This is a genomic window from Pseudoalteromonas sp. CO342X, from assembly GCF_004208915.1.
GTDB classification, from domain to species: domain Bacteria; phylum Pseudomonadota; class Gammaproteobacteria; order Enterobacterales; family Alteromonadaceae; genus Pseudoalteromonas; species Pseudoalteromonas maricaloris.
The window spans coordinates 1-25664 of the sequence record NZ_SGPH01000025.1; the positions used below are offsets into that span (position 1 = coordinate 1).

Consider the following 25664-nt stretch of genomic DNA (forward strand, 5'->3'; position numbering starts at 1 on the left):
TCAAACACACCGTCGCGACATAAAGTCGCTGCTACGAAAATACATATTGGTTTCGACGTAAAGTCACAGCAAACAACGCATACACGTAGCAGCGGGTTTACACCGCGACCTCAGTTTTAGCCGTCAACTCATTCTTTACAAACAAGCCTTTGCACTTCAAACACACCGTCGCGACATAAAGTCGCTGCTACGAAAATACATATTGGTTTCGACGTAAAGTCACAGCAAACAACGCATACACGTAGCAGCGGGTTTACCCCGCGACCTCCGTTTTGGCCATCAACTCATTCTCTACAAACAAGCCTTTGCATTTCAAACACACCGTCGCGACATAAAGTCGCTGCTACGAAAATACATATTGGTTTCGACGTAAAGTCACAGCAAAAAACGCATACACGTAGCAGCGGGTTTACACCGCGACCTCAGTTTTAGCCGTCAACTCATTCTTTACAAACAAGCCTTTGCACTTCAAACACACCGTCGCGACATAAAGTCGCTGCTACGAAACACACAAGGGTTCAACATCAAATCACAGCAAGCAACACATACACGTAGCTGCGGGTTTACCCCGCGACCATCGTTTTAGCCATCAACTCATTCTCTACAAGCACGGCTTTGTATTTCAAAGACCCCGTCGCGACATAAAGTCGCTGCTACAAAACACACAAGGGTTCAACATCAAATCACAGCAAACAACGCATACACGTAGCAGCGGGTTTACCCCGCGACCTCCGTTTTAGCCATCAACTCATTCTCTACAAACAAGCCTTTGCATTTCAAACACACCGTCGCGACATAAAGTCGCTGCTACGAAAATACATATTGGTTTCGACGTAAATTCACAGCAAACAACACATACACGTAGCAGCGGGTTTACCCCGCGACCTCCGTTTTAGCCGTCAACTCATTCTTTACAAACACGGCTTTGTATTTCAAATACTCTGTCGCGACATAAAGTCGCTGCTACAAAAATACACATTGGTTTCGACATAAAGTCACAGCAAGCAATACATAATCGTAGCAGCGGGTTTACCCCGCGACCTCTGTAGTAGCCATCACCCCAATCTCCACAAACAAGGCTTTGCATTTCAAATACTCTGTCGCGACATAAAGTCGCTGCTACGAAAATAAACAACGATTCGGCATCAAATCACAGCAAACAACGCATACACGTAGCAGCGGGTTTATCCCGCGACCTCCGTTTTACCCGTCAACTCATTCTTTACAAACAAGCCTTTGCACTTCAAATACACTGTCGCGACATAAAGTCGCTGCTACGAAAATACATATTGGTTTCGACGTAAATTCACAGCAAACAACACATACACGTAGCAGCGGGTTTACCCCGCGACCTCAGTTTTAGCCATCAACTCATTCTTTACAAACAAGGCTTTGCATTTCAAACACACTTTCGCGACATAAAGTCGCTGCTACGAAAACACATACCCGTTCGACATCAAATCACAGCAAACAACGCATACACGTAGCAGCGGGTTTACCCCGCGACCTCCGTTTTAGCCATCAACTCATTCTTTACAAACAAGCCTTTGCACTTCAAACACACCGTCGCGACATAAAGTCGCTGCTACGAAAATAAACAACGATTCGGCATAAAGTCACAGCATGCAATCCATACACGTAGCAGCGGGTTTACCCCGCGAAATAAAAGCCACCTCGCCAAATTTCGTGAATTCTTCTCCATCAATTGTACTCCTAGGCAAACGCGCGTAAAATTCGGCCATTGCAGAAAAAATGAAAAGACAACCTATGATTGACCAAAACCTTATCAGCCAAATGGTAAAGCAGGCGCTAGACGAAGACCTTAATTATCAAACACCAAACGAAGGTGATATTACCGCAGCCCTTATCCCAGAAACGCAGCAAGCAAATGCCTATGTGATCACAAGGGAAGATTGTGTGTTCGTTGGCAAGGCGTTAATCGAAGAAGTTTTTCAACAAGTTGACCCAAGTGTTAGCGTCAACGTACTTGTGAACGACGGCGACTTTGTCACCGCCAACACCCGTTTGTTCACCGCAAGCGGCTCAGCGAGAGCGATTCTAACCGCAGAGCGCACGGCGCTTAACTTTGTACAAACGCTATCGGGCACGGCAACCACCACAGCAAAATATGTTGAGATTTTAAGTGGTACGCAAACTAAACTGCTGGATACACGTAAAACCATCCCAGGATTAAGAGCACTACAAAAATACGCCGTTAAATGTGGCGGTGGTAAAAATCACAGAATTGGCCTCTTCGACGCGTATCTTATTAAAGAAAACCACATTGCCGCCTGTGGCAGTATCGCCAAAGCCGTTGCGACTGCGCGTAATAACCACCCAGACAAGCCGGTAGAAGTTGAAGTAGAAAACCTAGGCGAATTACAACAAGCCTTAGATGCTGGCAGCGATATTATTATGCTGGACAACTTCAGCGTAAGTGAAATTCAACAAGCGGTTGAAATCACCCAAGGCAAAGCCAAGCTGGAAGTCTCTGGTAATATGACCATTGAAATTTTGACGACTTACGCACAAGCCGGTGTTGATTTTATTTCAAGCGGCGCACTGACCAAACATGTACAAAGCATCGACCTGTCGATGCGCTTCGAATAACTTTCGCTAAATTTAAAAAAGCGCTCTGATAGGGCTCATTGCCGGGCCCTTTCTTTTTTATAGTGCTATCAAGTAACCAGTAAATCACTCACCTCAGCTGATTTTTCCGCTCCTTAAGATATCAGATTTTCATTTTTAAAAAGAATACCACTTTGTACCAGCAAATAGTGTTGCACTCACTCTGTAACCCTCCGTAATAGAGAAAGTTTTCTATTTCGTTGACAAACCTACTTAAAACCCGTTAAATACGACAAAAGAACTAGAGTGTAACAAGATCTTAATGTTCAGTAACGATTAATTCCGTTCGTTTTTTGAACCGATATTAGGAAAGCTTGCGCTATCGCAAGAGAATCAATAATTTATTATTAAAATTTGATTGTAGGCATCAGTGTTTACTATTAAAGTAAATGTTAATTGTGATCGCTGAAACTAAATCGGTGCTACACTCTTAGTTGATTAGGGACCGGTCACAAATTTAACGGGTCTAGCTTATAGAGACTTGGAACGATGTGTTTGTTTCATCCTCTTGGTCGCCGTTAAGTAAATTTGAGCACACCAGTTTGTTGATTCGATGGATTGGTAATTATTGCAAAGGTTTTAATAAACGCTTAACTTAAACCTATTATGGTTAAGTCACTTAAAATTTAGGAGACACATCATGACTCAAAAACAACAGGGTGGTTTTACCCTAATCGAACTAATGATTGTTATCGCAATCATCGGTATTCTTGCAGCTATTGCTTTACCTGCTTACACTGATTATGTGAACCGTGCGAAAGCTTCAGAATTACTGGCTGCAACTAGTATGCCGAAAGCATGTATTGAAGAAAGGGCACAGTTAGGCACAGCACCAACTTCATGCTCTACAGGAGATGCTGCATCTCAATATGTCTCCGCAACGGCGGTAGATTCAGGAGGAGCGATTACAGTTACGGGTCAAGGTGATATGTCAGGTATTTCTCTAGTCCTAACACCATTGACCGCTGCAGATACCCCAGCTGACTCAGATTCATTTGCTACATCTTTTAGTGTATTTGGGTGGCGCTGTACAGCTACTGTTGATGCCGCAAACAAACTAAATTGGTTACCAGGTACTTGTACTGGAACAGTTTCTTAATATCTGTTATAGCGAGGTATAGCTAGACTTTTAAAGCTATACCTTCTTTAATTCTAATGAAATGAAATCAAAAAAAAACGAATCAAACCTTGATACCTTTATTTGGGCTGGCTTTAATAGTCGAGGCAAAAAGCTCAATGGCGAAATGACCGGCCAGAGTGTAGCTTTAGTCAAAGCACAATTGCGTAAGCAAGGTATAACACCATCCAAAGTGAAGCGTAAGCCGAAACCTCTGTTTGGCTTTTCTGGAACGCAAAAAATAAAATCCGTTGATATAGCAACAACAACCCGGCAAATTGCTACCATGTTAATGGCTGGTGTTTCTCTAGTGCAAACACTAGAAATGTTAGCTCACGGTATCAAAAATAAAAGTCTCGCGAAACTAATCAGACATATAGCTGATGAAGTAAAAGCAGGGCAACCCTTAGCTAAAACACTTCGCGCTTATCCTCGATATTTTGATGAACTCTATTGTGACCTTGTCCATTCGGGGGAACAGTCTGGTGCACTTGATACCATATTTGACCGCATAGCACTCTATAAAGAAAAAACGGAAGCGTTAAAGTCTAAAATCAAAAAAGCGCTTTTTTATCCAGTTGCTGTGATTGTTGTCGCGTTAATTGTTACTTCAATTTTATTAATTTTTGTCGTACCTCAGTTTCAGGATATATTTAACGGTTTTGGCGCTGAGCTTCCCGCTTTTACGTTGATGGTTATCGCGATTTCCGAATTTATGCAGGAATACTGGTGGGTATTTGTGCTTGGTATTGGCCTTTTTGGTTATACCTATAAAGAAATGCTTATTCGCAGTGCTGCGGTAAAGCATTTTAACGATCGTATGGTTTTACGTATTCCAGTGATTGGCGAGATCCTTAAAAAAGCCGCAGTAGCACGTTATGCTCGTACCCTTTCGACCACCTTTGCCGCAGGTGTTCCACTTGGTGATGCACTCGATTCTGCTGCAGGTGCATCAGGCAATATTATTTACAAAAACGCAATTAAAGAGATTAAAGCAGAGGTTAACTCGGGTAACCAAATGCACTGGGCTATGCATAACACCAAAGTCTTCCCTGATATGGTAGTGCAAATGGTGTCTATTGGTGAAGAATCTGGTTCTCTAGATGGCATGCTGGCAAAGGTTGCCAACATTTATGAGCAAGAAGTCGATGATGCGGTGGATGGCCTATCTAGCCTATTAGAACCATTAATTATGGTGGTACTCGGCGTACTGATAGGTGGCCTTATTATTGCCATGTACTTACCGATATTCCAACTGGGTTCTGTTATTTAATTTTGTTCACAAAATTACACTATTAAGAGGTGCAGTGCTGTGCCTCTCAATAGTGCTGTGTGGTAAACTGCAAAAACCTATACCGAGCATGCCTCGGTAATTTAAACAAAAAATATAAGCAAGCGCCCAACTTATGCAAGATATTATCAACTTGATGCAAACACAGTTATGGTATTGGTTACTCACCGTCGGACTCGTCAGTCTTTGCATCGGTAGCTTTCTCAATGTGGTTATTCTTCGCTTACCTAAAATGATGAAGCAGAGCTGGCAATCAGAATGTCGCGTGTTGCTCGCTGATGAGCTACCCAAACAAACCACTGAAGCCCCCGTATTTAATTTAGTAAAACCAAATTCTCATTGCCCGAGCTGCAAAGCGCCGATTAGAGCGTGGCAAAACATTCCACTGATCAGCTGGCTATTATTAAAAGGCAAATGCAACCACTGCGACGCGTCAATCTCTGTACGCTATCCTTTGGTAGAGCTAACAACCGCCCTACTCTCCATATGGGTTGCGTGGTATTTTGGTGCCACTTTAGAAGCCACTCTATATATTTTGATTACTTGGGTATTAGTCGCACTTACGGTTATCGATATCGACGAAATGTTACTGCCTGATCAGTTAACGCTACCAACCTTATGGTTAGTACTGGTTGCCAGTTGTTTTGGTGTTGGCATCGAACCTAATAGTGCCATTATCGGTGCAGCGGTTGGTTATTTGAGTTTATGGAGCGTGTATTGGCTCTTTAAATTACTCACAGGTAAAGAAGGCATGGGCTATGGCGACTTTAAACTGCTAGCCATCTTTGGGGCATTGATGGGCTGGCAAGCAATTCTAACCATAGTGCTACTTTCAAGCCTGGTCGGGGCAATTATTGGTAGCATCCAATTAAGTGTTCAAGGCAGAGATAAAGCCACCCCAATCCCATTTGGCCCTTACTTAGCCATCGCAGGCTGGATCACCTTAATGTACGGCGAGCAGCTGCAGCTGTGGTACGTAAACTTAATAATGTAAAGTAAGACAATGCTAAAAATGAATAATTGGATTTTAGGGGTGACGGGCGGTATTGGTGCAGGTAAAACGGCCATCACTAACCACTTGCAGCAAAAAGGGATAGTGGTTGTTGACGCCGATATCGTTGCACGAGAAGTAGTCGCACTAGGCAGCACTGGGCTACAAGCAATTACTGATGAGTTTGGCAGTGCCATTTTACAGCCTGACGGCAACTTAGACAGGGCTAAGTTAAGAGCCATTATTTTTGCTGATGCCGATAAAAAACAGTGGCTTAATGAGCTACTTCACCCGCTTATCCGTAATGAAATACTCACGCAGTTAAACGCAGCGCAAAGCGATTACGTGGTTTTAGCGGCGCCTCTGCTGTTCGAAAATGGTTTAGAGCGCTACTGCGACGCCACTTTACTTGTTGATGTCGCCGTTGATACGCAAATCGCGAGAACAATCAGCCGTGATTCGGTAGATGCAGCGCAAGTAAACCGTATTATCGAGTCGCAGTTACCGCGCTCAGATAAACAAGCAAAAGCGGACTACATATTAGACAACGACCAACCGCTAGTTGAAAGCCTGCAAGAGACAGATAGATTACACAATGAGTTTATCAATCTAGCAAAAGTGAAAGTAAGACTAAATAATTAGGCTAGACTTGGCTGTAAAACTTAATCTACACTCACAGTGATAGCTTGGCATTTTTCCAACTTAATGATAAATATTGAATATGCATTCAATGTGAAGGCAAAGAGGTACTATGGAACATCATTCCCCGCTACTGCGTAAATTTATTACCTTAGGGCGAGTTACTGCTGAGCAAATAAAGTCTCGCCAGTCAGAAGCAAACACCACCGCCGAGTTGATTTGCCTAAGTTCAGGAATGAGCTCCAAAGAGCTAGCTGAAGAATGCCTAGACTTATTCAAGGTGCCCTTTTTTAATCTTGATCACTTTAACGTTAGTGAAATTCCACCGGCGCTAGTCAAAGAAAAGCTGATCCGTAAGCACCATATTTTACCGCTGGTACAAAAAGGTAGAAAACTCTATGTAGCGGCTTCCGATCCTACTGATTTTGGCGCATTTGAGAACTTTGAGTTTAGTACTGGATTACAGTGTGAAGTCTTAGTCGCCGACTACAAAAAGCTCGAAGCAAAGATTGATCAGCTGTTTGATGCAACGGGCGGTCTCTCGATCTCTGAAGAAGAATTTAAAGAATTTGCCGACTTAGAAGTTGATGACGAGCCTAAACAGCAAAACACCAACGAAGATAAAGACGATGCGCCAATCATCGTTTATATCAATAAAATCTTAATGGACGCGATAAAAAAAGGCGCGTCGGATCTGCACTTTGAGCCCTACGAAAAAAAATACCGCGTGCGTTTTCGTATCGATGGCCTGCTGCATGAGATGGCAAGTCCACCAAACACACTGGCTACTCGCCTCGCCGCCCGTATCAAAGTGATGGCACACTTAGACATAGCGGAAAAACGCAAACCGCAAGATGGCCGTATTAAATTAAAGATTTCCGAGCGCAAAAGTATCGACTTTCGTGTGAGTACGCTGCCTACCATGTGGGGCGAGAAAATCGTAATGCGTATTCTAGATTCGTCCAGCGCCATGCTCGGCATTGACGTGCTAGGTTATGAACCTGAGCAAAAGCAGCTTTACCTCGACGCACTAGAGCAGCCTCAAGGCATGATTTTGGTAACCGGCCCAACGGGTTCCGGTAAAACCGTGTCACTTTACACTGGCTTGAATATTCTTAATCAGCCAGAGCGCAATATCAGCACAGCGGAAGACCCTGTCGAAATAAACCTTGAGGGTATTAACCAAGTACAAATCAATACCAAAGCGGATATGACCTTCGCCAATGCCTTGAGAGCATTTTTGCGTCAGGATCCGGATGTGGTGATGGTTGGTGAGATCCGTGACCTTGAAACCGCTGAGATCTCGATAAAAGCCGCCCAAACCGGTCACTTAGTATTGAGTACGCTGCACACCAATTCTGCGCCTGAAACGCTCACCCGTCTATTAAACATGGGCGTGCCGGCATACAACGTAGCAAGCTCGGTGAGTTTGATTATTGCTCAGCGTCTCGCAAGACGCCTTTGCCCTAAGTGTAAAACACCTGAAACGCTGCCGGAAGAAGCCTTGTTAGGGCAAGGCTTTACTGCCGAGCAAATTAAAGAGATTACCCTTTTTGCGCCTAAAGGCTGTGAAAACTGCACCGATGGTTACAAAGGCCGTGTGGGTATATATGAAGTGGTAAAAATCACGCCAGAGCTTTCGCACCTGATCATGGAAGGCGGCAATTCTCTTGAGATTGCCGAAAAAGCAGAGCAGTTAGGTTTTGATAACTTACGTAAGTCTGGCCTGAAAAAAGCCGCCGCAGGGGTGACATCGCTTACAGAAATCAACCGCGTAACAAGCTATTAAGACTGATTGATTAAGACAAAAAGATCGCGATGTAAAATCGCTCCTACAAATAATCACACCTCCCTGTGGGAGGCGCTTTACGCGGCGAGCTTGATAAAAAAGATCGCGATGTGAAATCGCTCCTACAACTAAGATAACACCCGCGTGGGAGCCGCTTTACGCGGCGAGATTGATGAAAAATATCGCGATGTGAAATCGCTCCTACAAATAATCTAACATCTATGTAAGAGCTGCTGTATGCGGCAAGCTTGATAAAAAAGATCGCGATGTGAAATCGCTCCTACAAATCAGCTATACAAATTTTGCGGCACTTTAAGCACATTAATATGTACCGTGACTTCCTCACGGTCATGATATAGGTGCTTTGCTTGGATCTCATAATCCACATTGTACTTTTGCAGCTCTTCATGGATAAGCGTAAGACATTCATACACGCTATCGAAGCGTTTTTTCATCGGTAGCTTTAAGTTAAAGATCAGCTCTCGAGCAAACGCATTCACCACCCAGTCCACCATCAGATCAGCAACACGCGTTGGCTTTTCGACCATATCACACACCAGCCAATCAATATTGCGTTTTTCTGGGCGATATTTGAATCCATCTTCACGATAGTGCTTCACTTGTCCCGTTTCCATCAGGTCATCATTCATCGGGCCATTATCGATTGAGGCGACAAACATGCCACGGCGTACGAGTTGGTATGTCCAACCACCAGGACAAGCACCTAAATCAACGGCTCGCATCCCCGCACGCACACGTGTCTCTTGCTGATCTTTAGGCACAAAGACATGGAATGCCTCGTCTAATTTTAGCGTCGAGCGGCTTGGTGCGTCCGATGGCATTCTCAGACGCGGGATCCCCATAAAGAATGGCGAATTGTTATCACTAAACGAATAACCGACATAAGCGGTGTTATTGGCAAGAAACAATACGTGTAATACAGGCTTGGTAGGTTTTAGCTCACGAGTCAGCTTGTTTTGCTTCTCGAGTGCCTTAGACAAAGGCGTTGAAAACTTTTTGCAGAATTTAGAAAGTTCCTTTCCTTCGTTAGTATCTGGCGTTTCAACGCGCAGCTCACCACACAAAGGAAAGCCTTCCACTGCCGCTTTTATCACGCTCACTCTGTCTTCAATCGGCATATGGGTATGCAAAGTACCAACAAACCACTGCCTTGCAAACACCAGTTTCTTAAAGTCGATTTTTTTCGCTAAGGTCTCAGCATCATTTGGCGAAAAACACTCAAATGTTACAAAAGCAGTATTCGGCTTAGCTTTTACGTAGCCTGCAATTCCATGCTTTGCAGCATAATGATTAATTTCGGCTGCGGCGTCACTTTCAAAACCACCGCGACAATAGATAACGATACTCGACATTAGATTCTCTAGATTAAAAGGAAGATTTAGCAGCTTGAACTATCAATAAAATCCAAGCAATTAAAAAACAGGTACCACCGATTGGGGTGATTGGCCCTAGCCATTTCATACCTGTTAAGGCAAGTAAGTACAAACTACCACTAAATAGCAGTACACCAGCAATAAAGAAACCGCCAGCAACTTGCACCTTGAGGCCCCATTTGATTAAAAACGCGGTGGCAATAATGGCAAGGCCGTGAGTCATTTGGTACTGTGACGCCGTATTAAAAATACCAATGGCGTAGTCGTTCAAACGTCCTTTGAGACCGTGAGCGGCAAACGCGCCCAATGCCACAGACAATAAACAAAACACGCTGCCAATGATCAAGTAGAGCTTAGCCATGACAGCGCTCCTTAATAAAATTCGCCGCTATCACGGCAGCATTCGCGCGGCTCTCTGACTCGCTTACACCACTCACTTTACGAGGCTTGAGTGAATGGTCGCCATCTTTGAGCCATTTCACCATGACTTGCTCTGGAAAGCACATGGCATCAACCTCTGTACGATTGCCAAAGGTATCACGTTCGCCTTGTAAAATGAGCAGCGGGCATTTCAACTCAGGAAAATGGTCCACTCTGAGCTTTTCCGGCTTACCAGGCGGGTGGAATGGGTAACCAAACGCAAGTACCCCTTCTACTTTTACGTTGGTTTCACAGGCCAGCATAGATGCCATACGCCCGCCCATTGATTTACCACCAATAAAGAGCGGTAAACTTGGCTCTGCTGCTGCCAATACTTGCTGAAAATACGCGAGTAGCTTAGGGGCACGCTCTGGTGGGCGTTTTTTCCCTTCTTGTTTGGCTTGCTGCATATATTCAAAGTCAAAGAGTCCAACTTGAACGCCCTTAGAAGCAAGCAATTTAGCCATTTCTTGCATAAAATCGCTATCGCTTCCTGCGCCTGCACCATGGGCAAAAATAAACTGTGCAACTGGGTTTTCAGCATAGTGCCATTCAATATTTACTGCGCTCATAAACTATTTAACTCTTGTTCGTGTTCTACCATACCGAGCATCCATTCTTTGAATGAAACTATTTTACCCAGCTCTGACTGCGACTCTCTAAATACCAAATAATAGGCATTTTTACTTTCGAGGTGGTGACTAAACGGAATAACCAGTCGCCCTGCATCTATATCCGGCCTTGCCAGTACGCTATTGCCCAGCGCCACGCCTTGGCCGTGAATTGCTGCCTGTAACACCATAGAAGAGTGACTGAAGATAGGCCCGGTATTTACCGCCACATTTCTGACCCCAGCGGTTTTCATCCATGCCTTCCAAGCGCGACGCGTGGTGTCATGGAGTAAAGTATGTTGCGCAAGGTCGCTTGGCTGATTGAGCGGTTTGGGGCCAGTTAACAAAAATGGACTACATAATGGCACAAAGTACTCGGTATGTAGCTTATGGGTTTGCACCCCATTCCAGTTACCACGACCGTAGTAAATCGCGACATCAACGTCATCCGTTAACGAATTATCGTCGTGATCTTGGGCTTTGATCCGTACGTCGATTTCAGGGTGCAACTCATTAAAATTACTCAGCCTTGGTACTAACCATTGAATTGCAAAGCTCGGCGTCAAACTCACCGTTAACGACCCTTTTGCGCCTCGCGCTAGGAGCTTTTCAGTCGCATCGATTAATTGTGAAAAAATATCTTTAATATCGAGGTAATAGCCCTGCCCTTCCTCAGTTAATAGTAAGGAGCGATTTTTGCGCAAAAACAGTTTTAAACCTAGATGTTCTTCTAAGATTTTAATTTGATGACTAACCGCAGCTTGAGTGACGTACAACTCCTCCGCCGCTTTGGTAAAGCTCAGGTGTCGTGCCGCCGCCTCAAAGGCTTTTAATGCATTTAATGGTGGAACTCGTCGTGACATTCATTCATGCCTATAAAAAACCCGCTAACCGCGGGCAAGTAAAATCCCCAAACAACATCTAATTATGAGGTCGCTTGGGTATAGATTATAAATCAGCTGCGCTGGTGTCCAGTGGCGCAAAACTCTTAACTAGCTCATCTACCGCTTTCATCTGTTGTAGGTAGCCTTCAAGTTTAGCCAATGGCAATGCACAAGGACCATCACACTTAGCTTCATTTGGATTCGGATGCGCTTCAATAAAAAGTCCAGCTAACCCAAGTGCCATACCGCTACGAGCAAGTTCAGCAGCCTGAGCACGGCGGCCATCGGCAGAGTCGCTACGACCACCTGGACGCTGTAGCGCATGTGTCGCATCAAAAATAACAGGAGCCATACGCTTCATATCATCCATGCCCAGCATATCTACGATCAGGTTGTTATAACCAAAGCTGCTGCCGCGTTCACAGAGGATAACTTTGTCATTGCCCGCTTCATTGATTTTCTTAATGATATGACGCATTTCATGTGGCGCTAAAAACTGTGGTTTTTTCACGTTGATCACCGCGCCAGTTTCTGCCATAGCGACAACTAAGTCAGTTTGACGGGCAAGAAACGCAGGTAACTGGATCACATCAGCAACTTCCGCAACGGGTTTTGCTTGGAATGGCTCATGCACATCGGTGATAACCGGTACATTAAAGGTCTTTTTGATTTCTTCAAAAATCTTTAAGCCTTCTTCCATGCCTGGGCCACGGTAAGAGTTAATTGACGAGCGATTGGCTTTATCAAATGACGCTTTAAATACGTATGGGATCCCAAGTTTACTTGTGACCTCAACGTAATGCTCTGCGATTTGCATTGCTAAGTCACGAGACTCAAGCACATTCATTCCACCGAACAGTACAAACGGCTTATCGTTTGCAACTTCTCGTCCCGCAACGTTAATAATATCTGTATTCATTTTTTATCCTTTAGCTGCCTATTACACGAAGCAATTGTCCGCATAACCAAGCCATATAAGTACCAAGGGCATAACCAAGCACCGCCAGTAACACACCGACCGGAGCAAGCGCTGGGTGGAACGCCGAGGCCACCACCGGCGCAGATGCCGCACCACCAATGTTTGCTTTACTGCCCACGGCAACATAAAACACAGGTGCTTTAATTAATTTAGCAACGATAAATAACAAACCAACATGCACGGCCATCCAAATAACACCAATAACAACGTATTTAGGCGCCTCAACAATTTTGGTGATATCCATGTGTAGACCAATGGTTGCTACTAAAATATATAAAAAGCTCGAGCCAATTTTTGACGCGCCAACCGCTTCATATTGACGTGCTTTGGTAAACGAAAGTGCTAGACCTATGGTTGTAACGAGGACAATGATCCAAAACAGTTTGCTGTGAAGAGAGAACTTCTTCAGCTCTGGGTAGTTACTACTAAAAAATGGCACCAGTAAGTCCGCAGCAAAATGCGCAAGCCCCGTTGCACCAAAAGCAAAACCAACTAGGATCATCAAATCTTTGAGCTCGGGTTTTCTTGCGTGCTCGGCTTCAAATGCTTGTACTTTGTCAATTAGGCGGTTGATTGAAGAAGTATCCGCCCCTGTTCGCGCATCAATTTCTTTATTGCGCGCCGCCATATAGAGCAAGCACGCCATCCACAAGTTTGCGACAACAATATCAACCGTTACCATGATGGTGAAAATTTCTCCACCTGCGCCGTAAATCTCTTTCATCGCCACCATATTGGCACCGCCACCAATCCAGCTTCCTGCAAGCGCGGCCATACCACGCCATACAGCTTCTGGGCCAGTTACACCAAGTAGCTCAGGCATAAAGGTAGCAGTAAGTAAAAGCGCAATTGGGCCACCAATCACCACACCCACCGTTCCCGTTAGGAACATGATAATCGCCTTTTTACCCAAGGCCGCTATCGATTTTAGGTCAATACTCAGTGTCAATAACACCAAACAAGCGGGTAACAGATAATACTTTGCTACCGTGTAAACATCGTTATTGTTGCCATCAACGATACCAAAGGTATTTAACAGAGATGGTAAGAAATAACACATCAACAGCGCCGGCACGTACTTGTAAAACTTTGCCCAAACTCCGCTTTTTTGACTCGATGTGTAAAAAACAAATCCCAGAATAACGGCCAATAGGCCCATAATTACCGCGTTATTGGTAACGAGCGCAGCGCTTTGCTCCATAAATCCTCGCTGTTATTATTTTTTATATAACTATTTTTAATGCAAAATATTATTATGATCGGCCAACTCTTTGATCTGATGCTGGATCACTTCAATGGTTGGGTCGTCCGGACATTCATCAACAAAAAATTGTAAGTCGTCTTTTGCCATCTTCGGACAATTTAATTGGTTGAGTAGATAGCCTCTATCACGACGTTCATAAGGATCATCGCCTAAGATATCCATCAATTGCTCAACGCAACTTAACGCGTGACCAAACTTTTCTGCGGCAATAAACGCCCACTTTTGCTGAGACAAATAAAGCTTTAACGACTCTTCGTTAAAAATAAGCTCCATCGGCTCTTGGTCTTTTTCTTGCTCTTTGTCTTGATTGTTTTCGTTTTCTGGAATTATGTACCAGCTCTGGTGGCCTGAACTTGGTTCAATGACATAACCTTCTTCTTCGCTAAAAGCGACGTGCACGACAATCTCCCCTTGGCTTAGAGCAAGGCTTGCCTCTAATTTCGCTCGTTCAAGCAGATGCACTAAGACAAGACCCAGTGCGGTATTGGTACCACTGCGCATAGAAAGTGCATAACAAACGCTATTGAGCTTATATTCAGGCACCTTTTGACTGCTGCCACTGAATAGCCACAAGGTATAAAAAGCGTCTAAGATTTCATCCAAACATTTATGATTGTTTGTATGCTTATGGCGAATTTCATCCACGGCAAATTCAAGCTCTGCTAACTGACACAAAGTTTCATTGGTGTCAGCTTGTGCATCCCAACTTTGCTCAGCCTTGATACAACGGATCAATGGCGGATAGGAAAATGCATCTGAATTGTCATCGAGAGATAAGTCATTCTCATCTAACCAGATATCATTCTTCATAGAATTCGGTTTCTCTTGAATTGCTTTCATTTAGAACGACTAGTTTACCACTTTTTGTCATATTCCCAAGGGGGGAAATTTAGTAATACCAATCTATCGTTCGCTGAAATAGTAAAAATGTTTACTTATTATGGAGATATAGAAGCGCTCGGTGATAAACCAAGCGCCAATTGAAATGCTTAAGCAAAGAAGCCTTGCTTGCTTACGGCGAGATGCGCGATGGCCATTAGTACCAATGTTGCAGCGCCTAGCGCCAAATATTTGGTCTTTTTAACACTTGCTTTTGCAATTACAAAACCCAGCGCAATATAACCAAACACCAATACGATTTTTTGTAGTAGCCAAGGTTGTTGTGCAGGATTGAGCCCTGCCGTTACCGCCAAAATAACTGCTGTAACTAACAACAAAGTGTCTACACTGTGGCTGGTAATAAACACGCCTTTGTTTGTTGCTAATTTACCAGAGCCCAAACGCGAAAACGCGCGAGTGTAAAATAGCACTATGCTCAATACCACAAATAGTAAGTGCGTATGTTTTAACGCCATGTAATCCATATTATTCTCTAATCAGGGAAACGTTGTAGGATCAATTCTAACTCATTAATACAACGGTTGAATACATCTACGAGTTTGGGGTCAAAGTGTTTTCCCTTTTGCGCAGTGATCTCTTTTTGCGCTTCTTCTTGGCTCCATGCCTCTTTGTAGCAACGTTTATGGCGTAACGCATCATACACATCAGCTAGTGCTACGATGCGACCATAAAGGTGTATTTCATCACCTTTTTTACCTTTCGGATAACCGCTACCATCCCATTTTTCATGGTGGTCTCGAGCGATTAACGCGCCCGCACTGACAATCTCACGGCGAGAATCTTTTAACAAGTCAAAGCCTTTGTCTGTATGGGTTTGCATGACTTTCCACTCTTCGTCATCCAGCTTGCTAGGCTTATTTAAAATCGCGTCAGGAATTCCAACTTTACCCACATCGTGCAATGGTGACGCCATTTTCACCAGCTCAGCTTCTTTATCAGAAAGACCCATTTCTTTGGCAAGCGTATGACAAAGATATGCAACGCGCTTAACATGATTGCCGGTATTGGTGGAATGAAGCTCAAGCGCTTCACTTAAACGGATCACCAATTCTTGCTGGGTATCTTCAATCTCGGCTTGTAGCTGTACATTTTCGTACGCCAATTGCATATTCTGAGCAAAAATATCAATTAAATGACGCTGAGTTTCGGTTAAGAACTCAGGAATACCAGACACAAATAGCATTGAGGCGTGGTTATAGTCACTGGAGCAATAGGCGAATAGATAATTATCTTTATATACAATGTCTTTATCTTGTAGTGCTTTTAAGCAAGCATCCATTTGGTCGCTGCTAAGTACTTCAGAAATCGGCTTACCTTCGCTACTTTCAAACTCTCCACGCCCCGCAAATACAACCAGTTGATCGTTCGTTTGACCTGGCTCTTTACCCGCCGCAAGTGACGTTGCATACATGGCTTGGTCGACCGTGCCTATCAGCGAAGTGAGTTGCTGTAACACTCCCTCAATAAAACTCTCAATTGAGTGAGTAGCAAAAATATCACGGGAGGCTTTAATGATTTTCTCAAGCCCTTGTCTTGATTGATCGATGGCGAGAATGTCACGATATGAACGTAAACTCGACATGACGACAGTAAAGAGCTTTTGCGCGGTGAGTTCTGTTTTTGACTTATAGTCGTTGATATCGTAGTTCACGATAACTTGGCGCTCAGGCGCTTGGCCCGGCTGACCAGTTCTTAAAATGATACGGATATGATTGTTTTTGGCGGTTTCACGAATGTATTTTGCGACCTGCAAACCAGCATCGTCGGTTTCCATGACAACATCCAGCAATACCACCGCAGCATCGGGATTGGCATCGACGATTTTCTTTGCTTCTTCACCCGAATAAGCGCTAATAAATTCCAGACGCTTTTTTTGAAACTCAAAGTCACTCAGTGCTAATTTTGTCACTGCATGCACTTCGGGCTCATCATCGACAATAATAACCTTCCAAGTGCCTACTTTTTCAGGTTCAACTACGTCAGCGGGTTCGTCTGAAAACAAAAAATCATCCATATTGCGGATCCTATTGAAGCGCCTAACTTTCGTGTGAGTTCGTGACTTTACGGCAACATTGCCAATGTCACTCTATCACACCCTGCCATATCTTTTATTGTAAGTATATTAATATACGCCATTTCTGCAAAAAACTGTTGGATCTTATCTGCTTGCTCAAAACCATGTTCAAGTAGCAAATATCCCCCCGAGTTCAGATGTAGCTTAGCCGTCCTGATGATATGAAAAATATCCGCATAGCCATGGTCATCCGCGACCAGCGCGCTGAGCGGTTCAAATCTCACATCCCCTTGTGATAAGTGATGGTCGGCTTCATCAATATAAGGTGGATTACTCACAATCAAATCAAAATGTTGCTCTGCAACTGCACTAAACCAATCACTTTGCAAAATCGACACGTTTTTAAAGCCCAACTGAGATTGATTAGACTTTGCAAGCGCCACGGCGTCTACTGAAGCATCTACAGCGGTGATTTGCCAAGCTGGATATTCACTCGCCAACGCCAGTGCAATCGCGCCAGTACCTGTGCCTAAGTCTAGCACCTGAGCGTCATTTGGCATGCTGAGAGTTAAAACATGCTCAACCAGAGTCTCAGTATCAGGCCTTGGAATAAGCGTGCTGTTGTTGACTTTTAAAGGCAGGCTCCAGAATTCTCTTTGACCTGTGATGTGTGCGACTGGCTCTCCCGTAACACGGCGTGCGATACTTTCTTCGAATCGCTGCTGCTCTAGTGTAGAAAGCTCAGCTTCGGGCCAAGTAAAGAGATAAGTGCGGTTTTTATCGATAACATGGAGTAATAACACTTCGCTATCGAGCTTTGCTGACTCGGAGTGTGGTAACAGTTCAGAGGTTGCCCAAGCAACGGCTTGGGCAATGTTAAGTGTTGGCATTAATCGCTTTCGCTCATTGCTGCTAGTAGATCAGCCTGATATTCAATAACCAGCGGATCGATAACAGCACCCAGCTCGCCAGAGATCACTTCATTAAGGCGATATAGCGTCAAGTTGATACGGTGATCGGTAATACGGCCCTGCGGGAAGTTGTAAGTACGAATACGCTCGGAGCGGTCACCGCTACCTACTAGATTACGACGTTCAGAAGCTTCTGCCGCTGCACGTTTTTCATCTTCTGCTTGCTGTAAGCGCGCACTTAGTACAGACAGCGCTTTCGCTCTGTTTTTATGTTGTGAACGTTCGTCCTGACATTCAACCACAACGCCTGTCGGCAAGTGAGTGATACGAATAGCAGAATCGGTTTTGTTTACGTGCTGACCACCGGCACCCGAAGCACGGAAAGTATCCACTTTTAGGTCAGATGGATTAATTTCAATTGCTTCTGCTTCTGGGATCTCTGCCATCACGGCAACCGTACATGCAGAGGTGTGAACACGGCCTTGAGATTCGGTTTCAGGCACACGTTGTACACGGTGAGCGCCAGATTCAAACTTAAGTTTGCCATAAACACCATCGCCACTAATATTAGCGATAACTTCTTTATAGCCACCGTGCTCGCCTTCGTTAGCGCTCACGATTTCAACACGCCACTTTTGCGTTTCTGCATAGCGGCTATACATACGGAATAAATCGCCAGCGAAAATCGCGGCTTCATCACCACCGGTTCCCGCACGCACTTCCAAGAATACGTTGTTATTGTCTTTTGGATCTTTTGGTAACATCAATACTTGAAGGTCATCTTCAAGCGCAGCAATGGCAGCTTTTGCTTCTTTATACTCTTCCTGTGCCATTTCACGCATGTCTGGATCTGAGTCTTTTAGCATTTCTTCAGCAGTTGCGACGTCTTCCTGAGCCTGTTGGTAGGCTGTAAACGCTTTAACTACGTCTTCCAATTCTGAAAACTCTTTTGACAAGGCGCGAAAGCGGTTCTGATCGCTAATCACCTCAGGCGAGCTTAGCATCGCTTGAACTTCTTCATAGCGCTCTACTAAGGTTTCTAACTTACGATATACAGACTCTTTCATTTACACGTTATTCCTGCTCAATACCTAATGTTTGCTTGAGTTGCGCTAACTTATCTATATCGCCTTCTTTCGCAGCCTCTTGAATGGCGCGTGTTGGTGCGTGTGTTAGTCGATTACTCAGCTTATTTGCTAATTCAATAATAATTTTATCTGCTTCTTTGCCCGATTGTAGCTGATTTATTGCTTTGTCCACGAGCTCATTTTTAATTTCTTGCGCGCTTTGGCGATACTGCCTAATCACATCCACTGAATGCAGCGAACGTTGCCACTCGGAAAACTCTTGCGTGCGTACATCGATGATCTGCTGCGCTTCAATGGCCGCTTGTTCACGACTGGCCAAGTTTTCATTGACTATCGCCTGAAGGTCATCAACTGAATAAAGATAAGCGGCATCCAACTCTGACACTTGGCTTTCGATATCGCGAGGCACCGCAATATCGATAAATAACATTGGTTTATGGCGACGTTTTTTAAGCGCTTGTTCGACCACTCCCTTACCGATAATTGGTAAGGTGCTCGCAGTTGAACTAATAACAATGTCTGCACTTGGTAGCGCATCTGGCAACTGTGCCAGTGAAATAACACTGCCGCCAACTTCTTTTGCTAGGTTTTGTGCGCGCTCAATTGTGCGGTTCGCGACTGTGATTGACTTTGGATTATGCTGCGATAAGTGTTTAGCAACTAACTCTATTGTTTCACCGGCACCAATTAACAAGACCTGAGTTTTATCCAATTGACCATAAATATGCTTTGCTAAATTAACAGCGGCATACGCCACTGAGACAGCACTTGCACCAATATCGGTCTCAGTGCGTACTTGCTTCGCCACCGAAAAAGTCTTTTGGAATAAGCGCTCAAATGTTGGCTGAATTGCATGGTGCTGTTTGGCTGTACTAAAAGCTTGTTTAATTTGCCCAAGAATTTGTGGCTCACCTAAAACCAATGAGTCAAGACCGCAGGCAACTCGCATTAAATGGTTCACCGCATCCTGATTCATATGCACATAGACATTTTCTGTTAAGTCTCGTTGCTCTATGTTATGAAAATCTGACAACCAACCGAGTAGTGCTTGGGGATCAGCAGACTCAAGGCTACAATAGATCTCGGTTCGATTGCAGGTCGACACAATCACAGATTCTTTAAACTGCGAAGAATGTTGGAGTTGGTGCAATGCTTCTGTAAGCTGTTCTGGAGAAAACGCCACTTTTTCACGTAATTCTACAGACGCGGTTTTATGATTGATACCAAGTGCGATGATGGTCATAGATGCCAGTATTGCTCGAGCCCTGCTTTAAAGCCGGCAATTTTACCAAAAATCAATCGAATATGGAAAGTAAGGAAAGGCCTTTGAGACAACTTCATTTGATTTTACTCATATTTTTATTAATTTTAACGGGTTGTGCGCAACAATTACCTCAGCAAAACGTAGCACAAGACTGGCAATCTAGACTAAAACAACAAAAAAATTGGCAAGCGAGAGGTAAACTTGCATTTATTGCCCCAGACAATCGTCAATCAGCTAACTTTAATTGGTATTTAAAAGAAGATAAACAAAATCTGATTTTAACCAGCTTTGTTGGCACCCGCATATTCGAACTAGAAGAATTAGACACACATTCAGAGCTGACCTTTGAAGACAATGTCCATAAAGGCATGGACAGTAGCGATTTGGTTAAGCGTTTAAGTGGTCTCTCTCTTCCGGTCAATCAAGCCCCTCAATGGCTAACAGGCTTAGTTGAAGCACCAGCCAGTGAACTTGATGATCTTGGCAGAATAAGCAATGCACAGTGGCAAAGCCCATCAGGCCGAGTGTGGCAAATCACCTATCAACAATATAAAATGCAAGACGGAATGTGGCTGCCTAGCCGCATGAAACTCTCATCGACCAATATTGAGGTCAAAGTATTAATCACTTCATGGCAGTTTAAATGAAGACATTGACGCTAAGCGCACCGGCAAAATTAAATCTTTTTTTGCATATCAATGGCCGTCGAGAAGACGGCTACCATGAATTAGAAACTTTATTTACTTTCTTAGATTTTGGTGATGAATTAGCATTTACGCTAACCAGTAACCAGCAAGAAATCGTCATTTGTGGTGACACCGCAGGTATTCCACTCGAAGATAACCTCATTTATAAAGCCGCCAAAATTCTTGAGCCCTATAAAAAAATTGCTGCAGGTGTCGACATTCACTTAAATAAACAGCTTCCCATGGGTGGAGGTGTTGGTGGTGGTTCATCCGATGCTGCCACGACTTTATTGGCACTCAATACGCTGTGGCAATGTCAGCTTACTATCCCAGAACTTGCAAAACTCGGTCTGCAGCTAGGCGCCGATGTACCTGTTTTTGTTGAAGGTAAAACAGCTGTAGCCCACGGCGTTGGCGAGCAACTTAAGCCAATTGACATCGCACAAAAATGGTATTTGGTGGTTGCCCCACCCGTTCATGTCAGCACCGCGTTAGTCTTTACTCACCCAGACTTACCGCGCAATACGCCTAAGCTAAAAAGCGGTTGGAAACTCTCGGATACGGGCAACGACTGTCAAACTCTTGTCAAAAAGCTTTACCCCGAGGTTGAAAAGACCCTCGCGTGGTTGCTAAAATATGCACCAACCAAAATGACTGGTACTGGAGCTTGTTGTTTCGCGGAGTTTGAAAATCGTGAGGCAGCGCTGCGTGTGCTCGAAACTCTACCTTCATCTTGGCAGGGCTTTATTGCCCAAAATACAAGTGAGTCAATTTGTCATCGACAATTGCGCGCTTGGCAAAACTAGAAGTAAATTGTTTAAGTTAGCTTGTTTTGACTTTTTTATTTCATGGTCATTGCATGTTAGTCCAAAAAAATTCAGTGCCTGAGGAACCCTACCGTGCCCGACATGAAGCTCTTCGCTGGTAACGCAACACCTGAGCTAGCTCAAAAAGTTGCAAAACGTTTGTTTATTGAGTTAGGTGATGCCGTTGTTGGCCGTTTTAGCGACGGTGAAATTAGCGTTCAAATCAACGAAAACGTTCGTGGTTCAGATGTATTCATCATCCAATCAACATGTGCTCCTACAAATGATAATTTAATGGAGTTAATCGTCATGGTTGATGCGCTACGTCGTGCATCTGCTGGTCGTATCACAGCCGTTATTCCTTATTTCGGTTACGCACGTCAAGACCGCCGTGTGCGCTCTGCTCGTGTTCCAATTACTGCTAAAGTTGTTGCAGACTTCCTTTCAAGCGTAGGTGTTGACCGTGTTCTTACCGTTGACCTACACGCAGAACAAATCCAAGGCTTCTTCGACGTACCTGTTGACAATGTATTCGGTAGCCCAGTGCTAATCGAAGACATGAAAGAGCGTAAGTTCGAAGATGTAGTAGTAGTTTCACCTGATATCGGTGGTGTGGTTCGTGCTCGTGCGATTGCAAAACTGTTAGATGATAAAGACCTAGCGATCATTGATAAGCGTCGTCCACAGGCTAACGTTTCTCAAGTTATGCACATCATTGGTGATGTTGCTGGTCGTGACTGTATCATTGTCGATGACATGATAGATACAGGCGGTACTTTATGTAAAGCAGCAGCAGCACTTAAAGAGCACGGTGCAAAACGCGTATTCGCTTACGCAACCCACCCAGTACTTTCGGGCAATGCTGCGGAAAACCTACGCAACTCAGTTATCGATGAAGTTATCGTGACTGACTCAATTCCACTTTCTGATGAATTGAAAGCGCTTGATAACATCAAAGTACTAACACTTGCAGATATGATGGCCGAAACTATCCGCCGTATCAGCAACGAAGAGTCAATCTCTGCGATGTTTCAACACTAATCGGCACCAAAACTGATTAGCCAAAAAGCACCTCTGGTGCTTTTTTTGTTTTATAGGTTTCATTGCAAGTGCGTTAGTGGTATATTAGCGCGCCTTTTTTAGGCAGGGAGCTTGGTCGCGAGCTCTCTGACACATTAACTTAAATTATTTTGGAGACATCCATGTCTGTATACAAATTAGACGCTGAAGTACGTTCTGACCTGGGTACTGGTGCGAGCCGCCGCCTACGTCGCGCTGACAAAGTTCCTGCAATCCTATACGGTGCTGGTAAAGATGCAGTTTCACTAACTCTTGATCACAACAAAGTATTGAAAGCGCAAGAAGACGAAGGTTTCTACACTCACATCCTAACGCTAAACATTGGCGGTGAGTCTGTTGAAGCAATTCTTAAAGATATGCAACGTCACCCGTACAAGCCTAAGATCACTCACTTAGACTTCCAACGCGTTGATGCTTCTCAAAAGCTTCACACTAAAGTTCCTGTTCACTTCATCAACGAAGAGAAAGCAACTAAAGGTGGCAACACTATCGTTCACCAACTAACTGAAATTGAAATCACTTGTCTTCCTGCAAGACTTCCTGAGTTCATCGAAGTTGACGTAGCGACTCTAGCTGTTGGCGCAACTCTACACCTATCTGATATCAAGCTTCCAGCTGGCGTTGTTTCAGTTGAACTTGCTAAAGGTGCAGATCACGACCAAGCAGTTGTTTCAGTAAACGCTCCTAAAGCAGCTCCTGCTGAAGAGTCTGCTGAAGACGCAGCTGAGTAATTGTTCAGGTGTTAACACCTTGAATAATATTCAAATGCTTGTGGGCCTGGCTAATCCAGGCCCCGAATACGCAAACACCCGTCATAACGCTGGCGCTTGGTTTATCGAAGAACTAGCCAGAAGATACAACTGCCTCCTAAAACCAGACGCTAAACATCACGGCCTCACCGGCAAAGTGCTCATCAATAATCAAGAGTTTAAATTGCTGATCCCTACGACTTATATGAACTTAAGTGGTAAAGCGGTCGCGAGTCTTGCCAATTTTTATAAAATCCCCGTCGAGAGTATTCTTGTTGCTCACGATGAAATGGATTTAGAACCCGGTATCGCCAAACTCAAAAAAGGTGGTGGTCACGGCGGTCATAATGGCTTAAAAGACATAATCGCTAAAATGGCAAATAACAAAGAATTTATGCGATTGCGTGTTGGTATTGGTCACCCAGGACACAGAGACAAAGTCACAGGGTGGGTTTTAGGCAAAGCACCACAAGCTGATCAAGAGAAAATTGATGCTGCTGTGGATGAAGCAGTCCGATGTATGGAAATACTCGCAAAAGACGGTGTGTTAAAAGCGCAAAATCGACTACATTCATTTAAACCGTAACAGTTCACTGCTGCGATTGATTGAGTAATACCTAAGCTTCTCGTTCGCCATGATGCGTGCTTGAGATAATACGGTAGAAATTTAGGAATAAACACTATGGGTTTTAAATGTGGCATTGTTGGTTTACCTAACGTAGGTAAATCTACTTTATTTAATGCGTTGACTAAAGCGGGCATTGAGGCCGCAAACTTTCCTTTCTGTACTATCGAACCGAATACCGGTGTAGTACCAGTACCAGATGCTCGTCTTGACCAGCTAGCTGAAATTGTAAACCCTCAGCGTACTATCCCAACTTCAATGGAGTTTGTGGATATCGCCGGTTTGGTAAAAGGCGCATCAAAAGGCGAAGGTTTAGGTAACCAATTTTTGGCAAACATCCGTGAAACGGATGCTATCGGTCACGTAGTTCGCTGTTTTGAAAATGAAAATATCGTTCACGTTGCTGGTCAAATCGATCCTGCTGAAGACATTGATGTTATCAACACTGAGCTGGTACTTGCAGACATGGATACTGCTGATCGCGCGGTTTTACGTAACGCAAAGAAAGCGAAAGGCGGCGATAAAGACGCGAAATTTGAACTAGTTGTACTTGAAAAAGTAAAAGCGCACTTGGACGAAGGCTTAACGCTTCGCTCCCTTGAGCTAAATAAAGAAGAAGCGGCAGCAATAAGCTACCTAAACTTTTTAACGATCAAGCCAACTATGTACATCGCCAATGTTAACGAAGATGGCTTTGAAAACAACCCATTCCTAGACAAAGTACGTGAAATTGCAGCTGCAGAAGACGCGGTTGTGATCCCTGTATGTGCAGCAATTGAGGCTGAACTTTCTGAACTTGAAGAAGAAGATAAGAAAGAGTTTATGGATGACTTAGGCTTAGAAGAGCCAGGCCTAAACCGCGTGATCCGTGGTGGTTATGAGTTGTTGAAACTGCAAACTTACTTTACAGCTGGCGTAAAAGAAGTACGTGCATGGACTATCCCTGTTGGCGCGACAGCACCTCAAGCTGCTGGTAAAATCCACACAGACTTTGAACGTGGTTTTATTCGTGCACAGACTATCGGCTTTGATGATTATATCGAGTTCCGTGGTGAATCTGGTGCGAAAGACGCAGGTAAAATGCGTCAAGAAGGTAAAGAATACATCGTGAAAGATGGCGATGTGATGAACTTCTTATTTAACGTGTAACCATAGTTACTACACGCTATTTCAATAAAAGGAGCTTCGGCTCCTTTTTAGTTTTATCAACTCTGCTTTTTAATCAAATAAGTACCTTGCTCTTCAGAGTAAGTTATAGACTTCAAAGGAATAAAAATTCACAGGTTTTGTTAAAAATTTGCAATTGCCCCGCATGATTTGATATAAAAACAAGCCGTTTCGCTTAATTTATCTGCAAACAAACTGTGTTAGCAGATTTTTTGCAAAAAAGGTGTTGACGGCTTGGGGGCATATACGCATAATACGCCCCGCATCAGCGATGATGAGAAGTTAAAGAGATGGCTATGTAGCTCAGCTGGTTAGAGCACATCACTCATAATGATGGGGTCCCCTGTTCAAATCAGGGCATAGCCAC

General features: G+C 44.0%; 24 protein-coding genes and 1 tRNA gene. 13 read left to right on the plus strand and 12 right to left on the minus strand.

What is annotated here, in order from left to right; translation table 11 throughout:
* Positions 1-1767: 1767 nt before the first annotated feature.
* The 6 genes from nadC (at position 1768) to pilB (ending at position 8455) form a co-directional block, all read left to right on the plus strand.
* Positions 1768-2610, plus strand: a complete 843-nt coding sequence (gene nadC / locus EXT47_RS12940) for a carboxylating nicotinate-nucleotide diphosphorylase (protein ID WP_130126786.1) — start codon at positions 1768-1770, stop codon at positions 2608-2610.
* A gap of 658 nt (positions 2611-3268) precedes the next feature.
* Positions 3269-3727, plus strand: a complete 459-nt coding sequence (locus EXT47_RS12945) for a prepilin-type N-terminal cleavage/methylation domain-containing protein (RefSeq protein WP_130126778.1) — start codon at positions 3269-3271, stop codon at positions 3725-3727.
* Positions 3728-3788: 61 nt separating this feature from the next.
* A complete protein-coding gene (locus tag EXT47_RS12950; RefSeq protein WP_130126779.1) occupies positions 3789-5018 on the plus strand; it encodes a type II secretion system F family protein in 1230 nt (409 codons plus the stop codon).
* Between the two features lie 133 nt (positions 5019-5151).
* Complete coding sequence (locus EXT47_RS12955; RefSeq protein WP_130126780.1) at positions 5152-6030, plus strand: A24 family peptidase; 879 nt, start codon at positions 5152-5154, stop codon at positions 6028-6030.
* A 9-nt stretch (positions 6031-6039) separates the two neighbouring features.
* A complete protein-coding gene (gene coaE / locus EXT47_RS12960; protein WP_130126781.1) occupies positions 6040-6669 on the plus strand; it encodes a dephospho-CoA kinase in 630 nt (209 codons plus the stop codon).
* Positions 6670-6778: 109 nt separating this feature from the next.
* Complete coding sequence (pilB, locus tag EXT47_RS12965) at positions 6779-8455, plus strand: type IV-A pilus assembly ATPase PilB (protein ID WP_010607343.1); 1677 nt, start codon at positions 6779-6781, stop codon at positions 8453-8455.
* 287 nt (positions 8456-8742) lie between these two features.
* Here the strand turns inward: pilB and rlmM are convergent, their stop codons facing one another.
* The 12 genes from rlmM to hemA form a co-directional block, all read right to left on the minus strand.
* Positions 8743-9828 (minus strand): 23S rRNA (cytidine(2498)-2'-O)-methyltransferase RlmM, encoded by a 1086-nt coding sequence (gene rlmM, locus EXT47_RS12970; protein ID WP_010607344.1) that lies wholly within the window; start codon positions 9826-9828, stop codon positions 8743-8745.
* Positions 9829-9841: 13 nt separating this feature from the next.
* Positions 9842-10210 (minus strand): DUF423 domain-containing protein, encoded by a 369-nt coding sequence (locus tag EXT47_RS12975; protein WP_130126782.1) that lies wholly within the window; start codon positions 10208-10210, stop codon positions 9842-9844.
* Positions 10203-10841: an alpha/beta family hydrolase gene (locus EXT47_RS12980; RefSeq protein WP_130126783.1), complete on the minus strand. Its 639-nt coding sequence runs from the start codon at positions 10839-10841 to the stop codon at positions 10203-10205. The genes EXT47_RS12975 and EXT47_RS12980 overlap by 8 nt, the downstream gene beginning before the upstream one ends.
* A complete protein-coding gene (locus tag EXT47_RS12985) occupies positions 10838-11743 on the minus strand; it encodes a transcriptional regulator GcvA (RefSeq protein ID WP_010370478.1) in 906 nt (301 codons plus the stop codon). The genes EXT47_RS12980 and EXT47_RS12985 overlap by 4 nt, the downstream gene beginning before the upstream one ends.
* 85 nt (positions 11744-11828) lie before the next feature.
* Positions 11829-12683 carry a 3-deoxy-8-phosphooctulonate synthase gene (kdsA, locus tag EXT47_RS12990; protein WP_010370475.1) on the minus strand — a complete coding sequence of 285 codons (855 nt, stop codon included), beginning with the start codon at positions 12681-12683 and terminating at the stop codon, positions 11829-11831.
* Between the two features lie 10 nt (positions 12684-12693).
* Positions 12694-13944, minus strand: a complete 1251-nt coding sequence (locus EXT47_RS12995; protein WP_010607347.1) for a DUF819 domain-containing protein — start codon at positions 13942-13944, stop codon at positions 12694-12696.
* A 36-nt stretch (positions 13945-13980) separates the two neighbouring features.
* The gene (locus EXT47_RS13000) at positions 13981-14847 is read right to left on the minus strand and encodes a tetratricopeptide repeat protein (protein ID WP_017217935.1); all 867 of its coding nucleotides are present in this window, start codon (positions 14845-14847) and stop codon (positions 13981-13983) included.
* A gap of 149 nt (positions 14848-14996) precedes the next feature.
* Positions 14997-15371: a SirB2 family protein gene (locus EXT47_RS13005; RefSeq protein WP_029215915.1), complete on the minus strand. Its 375-nt coding sequence runs from the start codon at positions 15369-15371 to the stop codon at positions 14997-14999.
* Between the two features lie 8 nt (positions 15372-15379).
* The gene (locus EXT47_RS13010; protein ID WP_069022213.1) at positions 15380-16921 is read right to left on the minus strand and encodes a response regulator; all 1542 of its coding nucleotides are present in this window, start codon (positions 16919-16921) and stop codon (positions 15380-15382) included.
* Positions 16922-16968: 47 nt separating this feature from the next.
* Positions 16969-17811 carry a peptide chain release factor N(5)-glutamine methyltransferase gene (gene prmC, locus EXT47_RS13015; protein ID WP_130126784.1) on the minus strand — a complete coding sequence of 281 codons (843 nt, stop codon included), beginning with the start codon at positions 17809-17811 and terminating at the stop codon, positions 16969-16971.
* The gene (gene prfA, locus EXT47_RS13020; protein WP_010607352.1) at positions 17811-18899 is read right to left on the minus strand and encodes a peptide chain release factor 1; all 1089 of its coding nucleotides are present in this window, start codon (positions 18897-18899) and stop codon (positions 17811-17813) included. Before prfA ends, prmC begins: the two co-directional genes overlap by 1 nt.
* A gap of 7 nt (positions 18900-18906) precedes the next feature.
* On the minus strand, positions 18907-20163 hold the full coding sequence (hemA, locus tag EXT47_RS13025) for a glutamyl-tRNA reductase (RefSeq protein WP_069022217.1): 1257 nt from the start codon (positions 20161-20163) through the stop codon (positions 18907-18909).
* Between the two features lie 83 nt (positions 20164-20246).
* On the opposite strand from hemA, the gene lolB reads away from it, so the two are divergent.
* The 7 genes from lolB to EXT47_RS13060 all read left to right on the plus strand — a co-directional run bounded on the left by lolB (position 20247) and on the right by EXT47_RS13060 (position 25663).
* The gene (gene lolB / locus EXT47_RS13030; protein ID WP_157234650.1) at positions 20247-20831 is read left to right on the plus strand and encodes a lipoprotein insertase outer membrane protein LolB; all 585 of its coding nucleotides are present in this window, start codon (positions 20247-20249) and stop codon (positions 20829-20831) included.
* On the plus strand, positions 20828-21676 hold the full coding sequence (gene ispE / locus EXT47_RS13035) for a 4-(cytidine 5'-diphospho)-2-C-methyl-D-erythritol kinase (RefSeq protein ID WP_130126785.1): 849 nt from the start codon (positions 20828-20830) through the stop codon (positions 21674-21676). The genes lolB and ispE overlap by 4 nt, the downstream gene beginning before the upstream one ends.
* Positions 21677-21769: 93 nt before the next feature.
* Positions 21770-22717, plus strand: coding sequence for a ribose-phosphate pyrophosphokinase (locus EXT47_RS13040; protein ID WP_010370444.1), 948 nt, complete (start codon positions 21770-21772; stop codon positions 22715-22717).
* Positions 22718-22878: 161 nt separating this feature from the next.
* Positions 22879-23487: a 50S ribosomal protein L25/general stress protein Ctc gene (locus EXT47_RS13045; RefSeq protein ID WP_017217941.1), complete on the plus strand. Its 609-nt coding sequence runs from the start codon at positions 22879-22881 to the stop codon at positions 23485-23487.
* Positions 23488-23506: 19 nt separating this feature from the next.
* The gene (gene pth / locus EXT47_RS13050) at positions 23507-24091 is read left to right on the plus strand and encodes an aminoacyl-tRNA hydrolase (RefSeq protein WP_010607356.1); all 585 of its coding nucleotides are present in this window, start codon (positions 23507-23509) and stop codon (positions 24089-24091) included.
* Positions 24092-24187: 96 nt separating this feature from the next.
* Positions 24188-25279, plus strand: a complete 1092-nt coding sequence (gene ychF, locus EXT47_RS13055; RefSeq protein WP_010370435.1) for a redox-regulated ATPase YchF — start codon at positions 24188-24190, stop codon at positions 25277-25279.
* A gap of 310 nt (positions 25280-25589) precedes the next feature.
* A tRNA-Met gene (locus EXT47_RS13060) sits at positions 25590-25663 on the plus strand.
* Position 25664 lies beyond the last annotated feature (1 nt).

Bases quoted from the DNA above. Each gene is read 5' to 3' on its own strand.
- coaE (WP_130126781.1), top strand. From the start codon at position 6,040: ATGCTAAAAATGAATAATTGGATTTTAGGGGTGACGGGCGGTATTGGT.
- EXT47_RS13000 (WP_017217935.1), bottom strand. From the start codon at position 14,847: ATGAAAGCAATTCAAGAGAAACCGAATTCTATGAAGAATGATATCTGG.
- prfA (WP_010607352.1), bottom strand. From the start codon at position 18,899: ATGAAAGAGTCTGTATATCGTAAGTTAGAAACCTTAGTAGAGCGCTAT.
- ispE (WP_130126785.1), top strand. From the start codon at position 20,828: ATGAAGACATTGACGCTAAGCGCACCGGCAAAATTAAATCTTTTTTTG.
- EXT47_RS12995 (WP_010607347.1), bottom strand. From the start codon at position 13,944: ATGGAGCAAAGCGCTGCGCTCGTTACCAATAACGCGGTAATTATGGGC.
- EXT47_RS12950 (WP_130126779.1), top strand. From the start codon at position 3,789: ATGAAATCAAAAAAAAACGAATCAAACCTTGATACCTTTATTTGGGCT.
- EXT47_RS13045 (WP_017217941.1), top strand. From the start codon at position 22,879: ATGTCTGTATACAAATTAGACGCTGAAGTACGTTCTGACCTGGGTACT.
- EXT47_RS13005 (WP_029215915.1), bottom strand. From the start codon at position 15,371: ATGGATTACATGGCGTTAAAACATACGCACTTACTATTTGTGGTATTG.
- kdsA (WP_010370475.1), bottom strand. From the start codon at position 12,683: ATGAATACAGATATTATTAACGTTGCGGGACGAGAAGTTGCAAACGAT.
- EXT47_RS12985 (WP_010370478.1), bottom strand. From the start codon at position 11,743: ATGTCACGACGAGTTCCACCATTAAATGCATTAAAAGCCTTTGAGGCG.
- prmC (WP_130126784.1), bottom strand. From the start codon at position 17,811: ATGCCAACACTTAACATTGCCCAAGCCGTTGCTTGGGCAACCTCTGAA.
- nadC (WP_130126786.1), top strand. From the start codon at position 1,768: ATGATTGACCAAAACCTTATCAGCCAAATGGTAAAGCAGGCGCTAGAC.
- rlmM (WP_010607344.1), bottom strand. From the start codon at position 9,828: ATGTCGAGTATCGTTATCTATTGTCGCGGTGGTTTTGAAAGTGACGCC.
- pilB (WP_010607343.1), top strand. From the start codon at position 6,779: ATGGAACATCATTCCCCGCTACTGCGTAAATTTATTACCTTAGGGCGA.
- EXT47_RS12945 (WP_130126778.1), top strand. From the start codon at position 3,269: ATGACTCAAAAACAACAGGGTGGTTTTACCCTAATCGAACTAATGATT.
- ychF (WP_010370435.1), top strand. From the start codon at position 24,188: ATGGGTTTTAAATGTGGCATTGTTGGTTTACCTAACGTAGGTAAATCT.
- EXT47_RS13010 (WP_069022213.1), bottom strand. From the start codon at position 16,921: ATGGATGATTTTTTGTTTTCAGACGAACCCGCTGACGTAGTTGAACCT.
- EXT47_RS12980 (WP_130126783.1), bottom strand. From the start codon at position 10,841: ATGAGCGCAGTAAATATTGAATGGCACTATGCTGAAAACCCAGTTGCA.
- hemA (WP_069022217.1), bottom strand. From the start codon at position 20,163: ATGACCATCATCGCACTTGGTATCAATCATAAAACCGCGTCTGTAGAA.
- EXT47_RS12955 (WP_130126780.1), top strand. From the start codon at position 5,152: ATGCAAGATATTATCAACTTGATGCAAACACAGTTATGGTATTGGTTA.
- EXT47_RS12975 (WP_130126782.1), bottom strand. From the start codon at position 10,210: ATGGCTAAGCTCTACTTGATCATTGGCAGCGTGTTTTGTTTATTGTCT.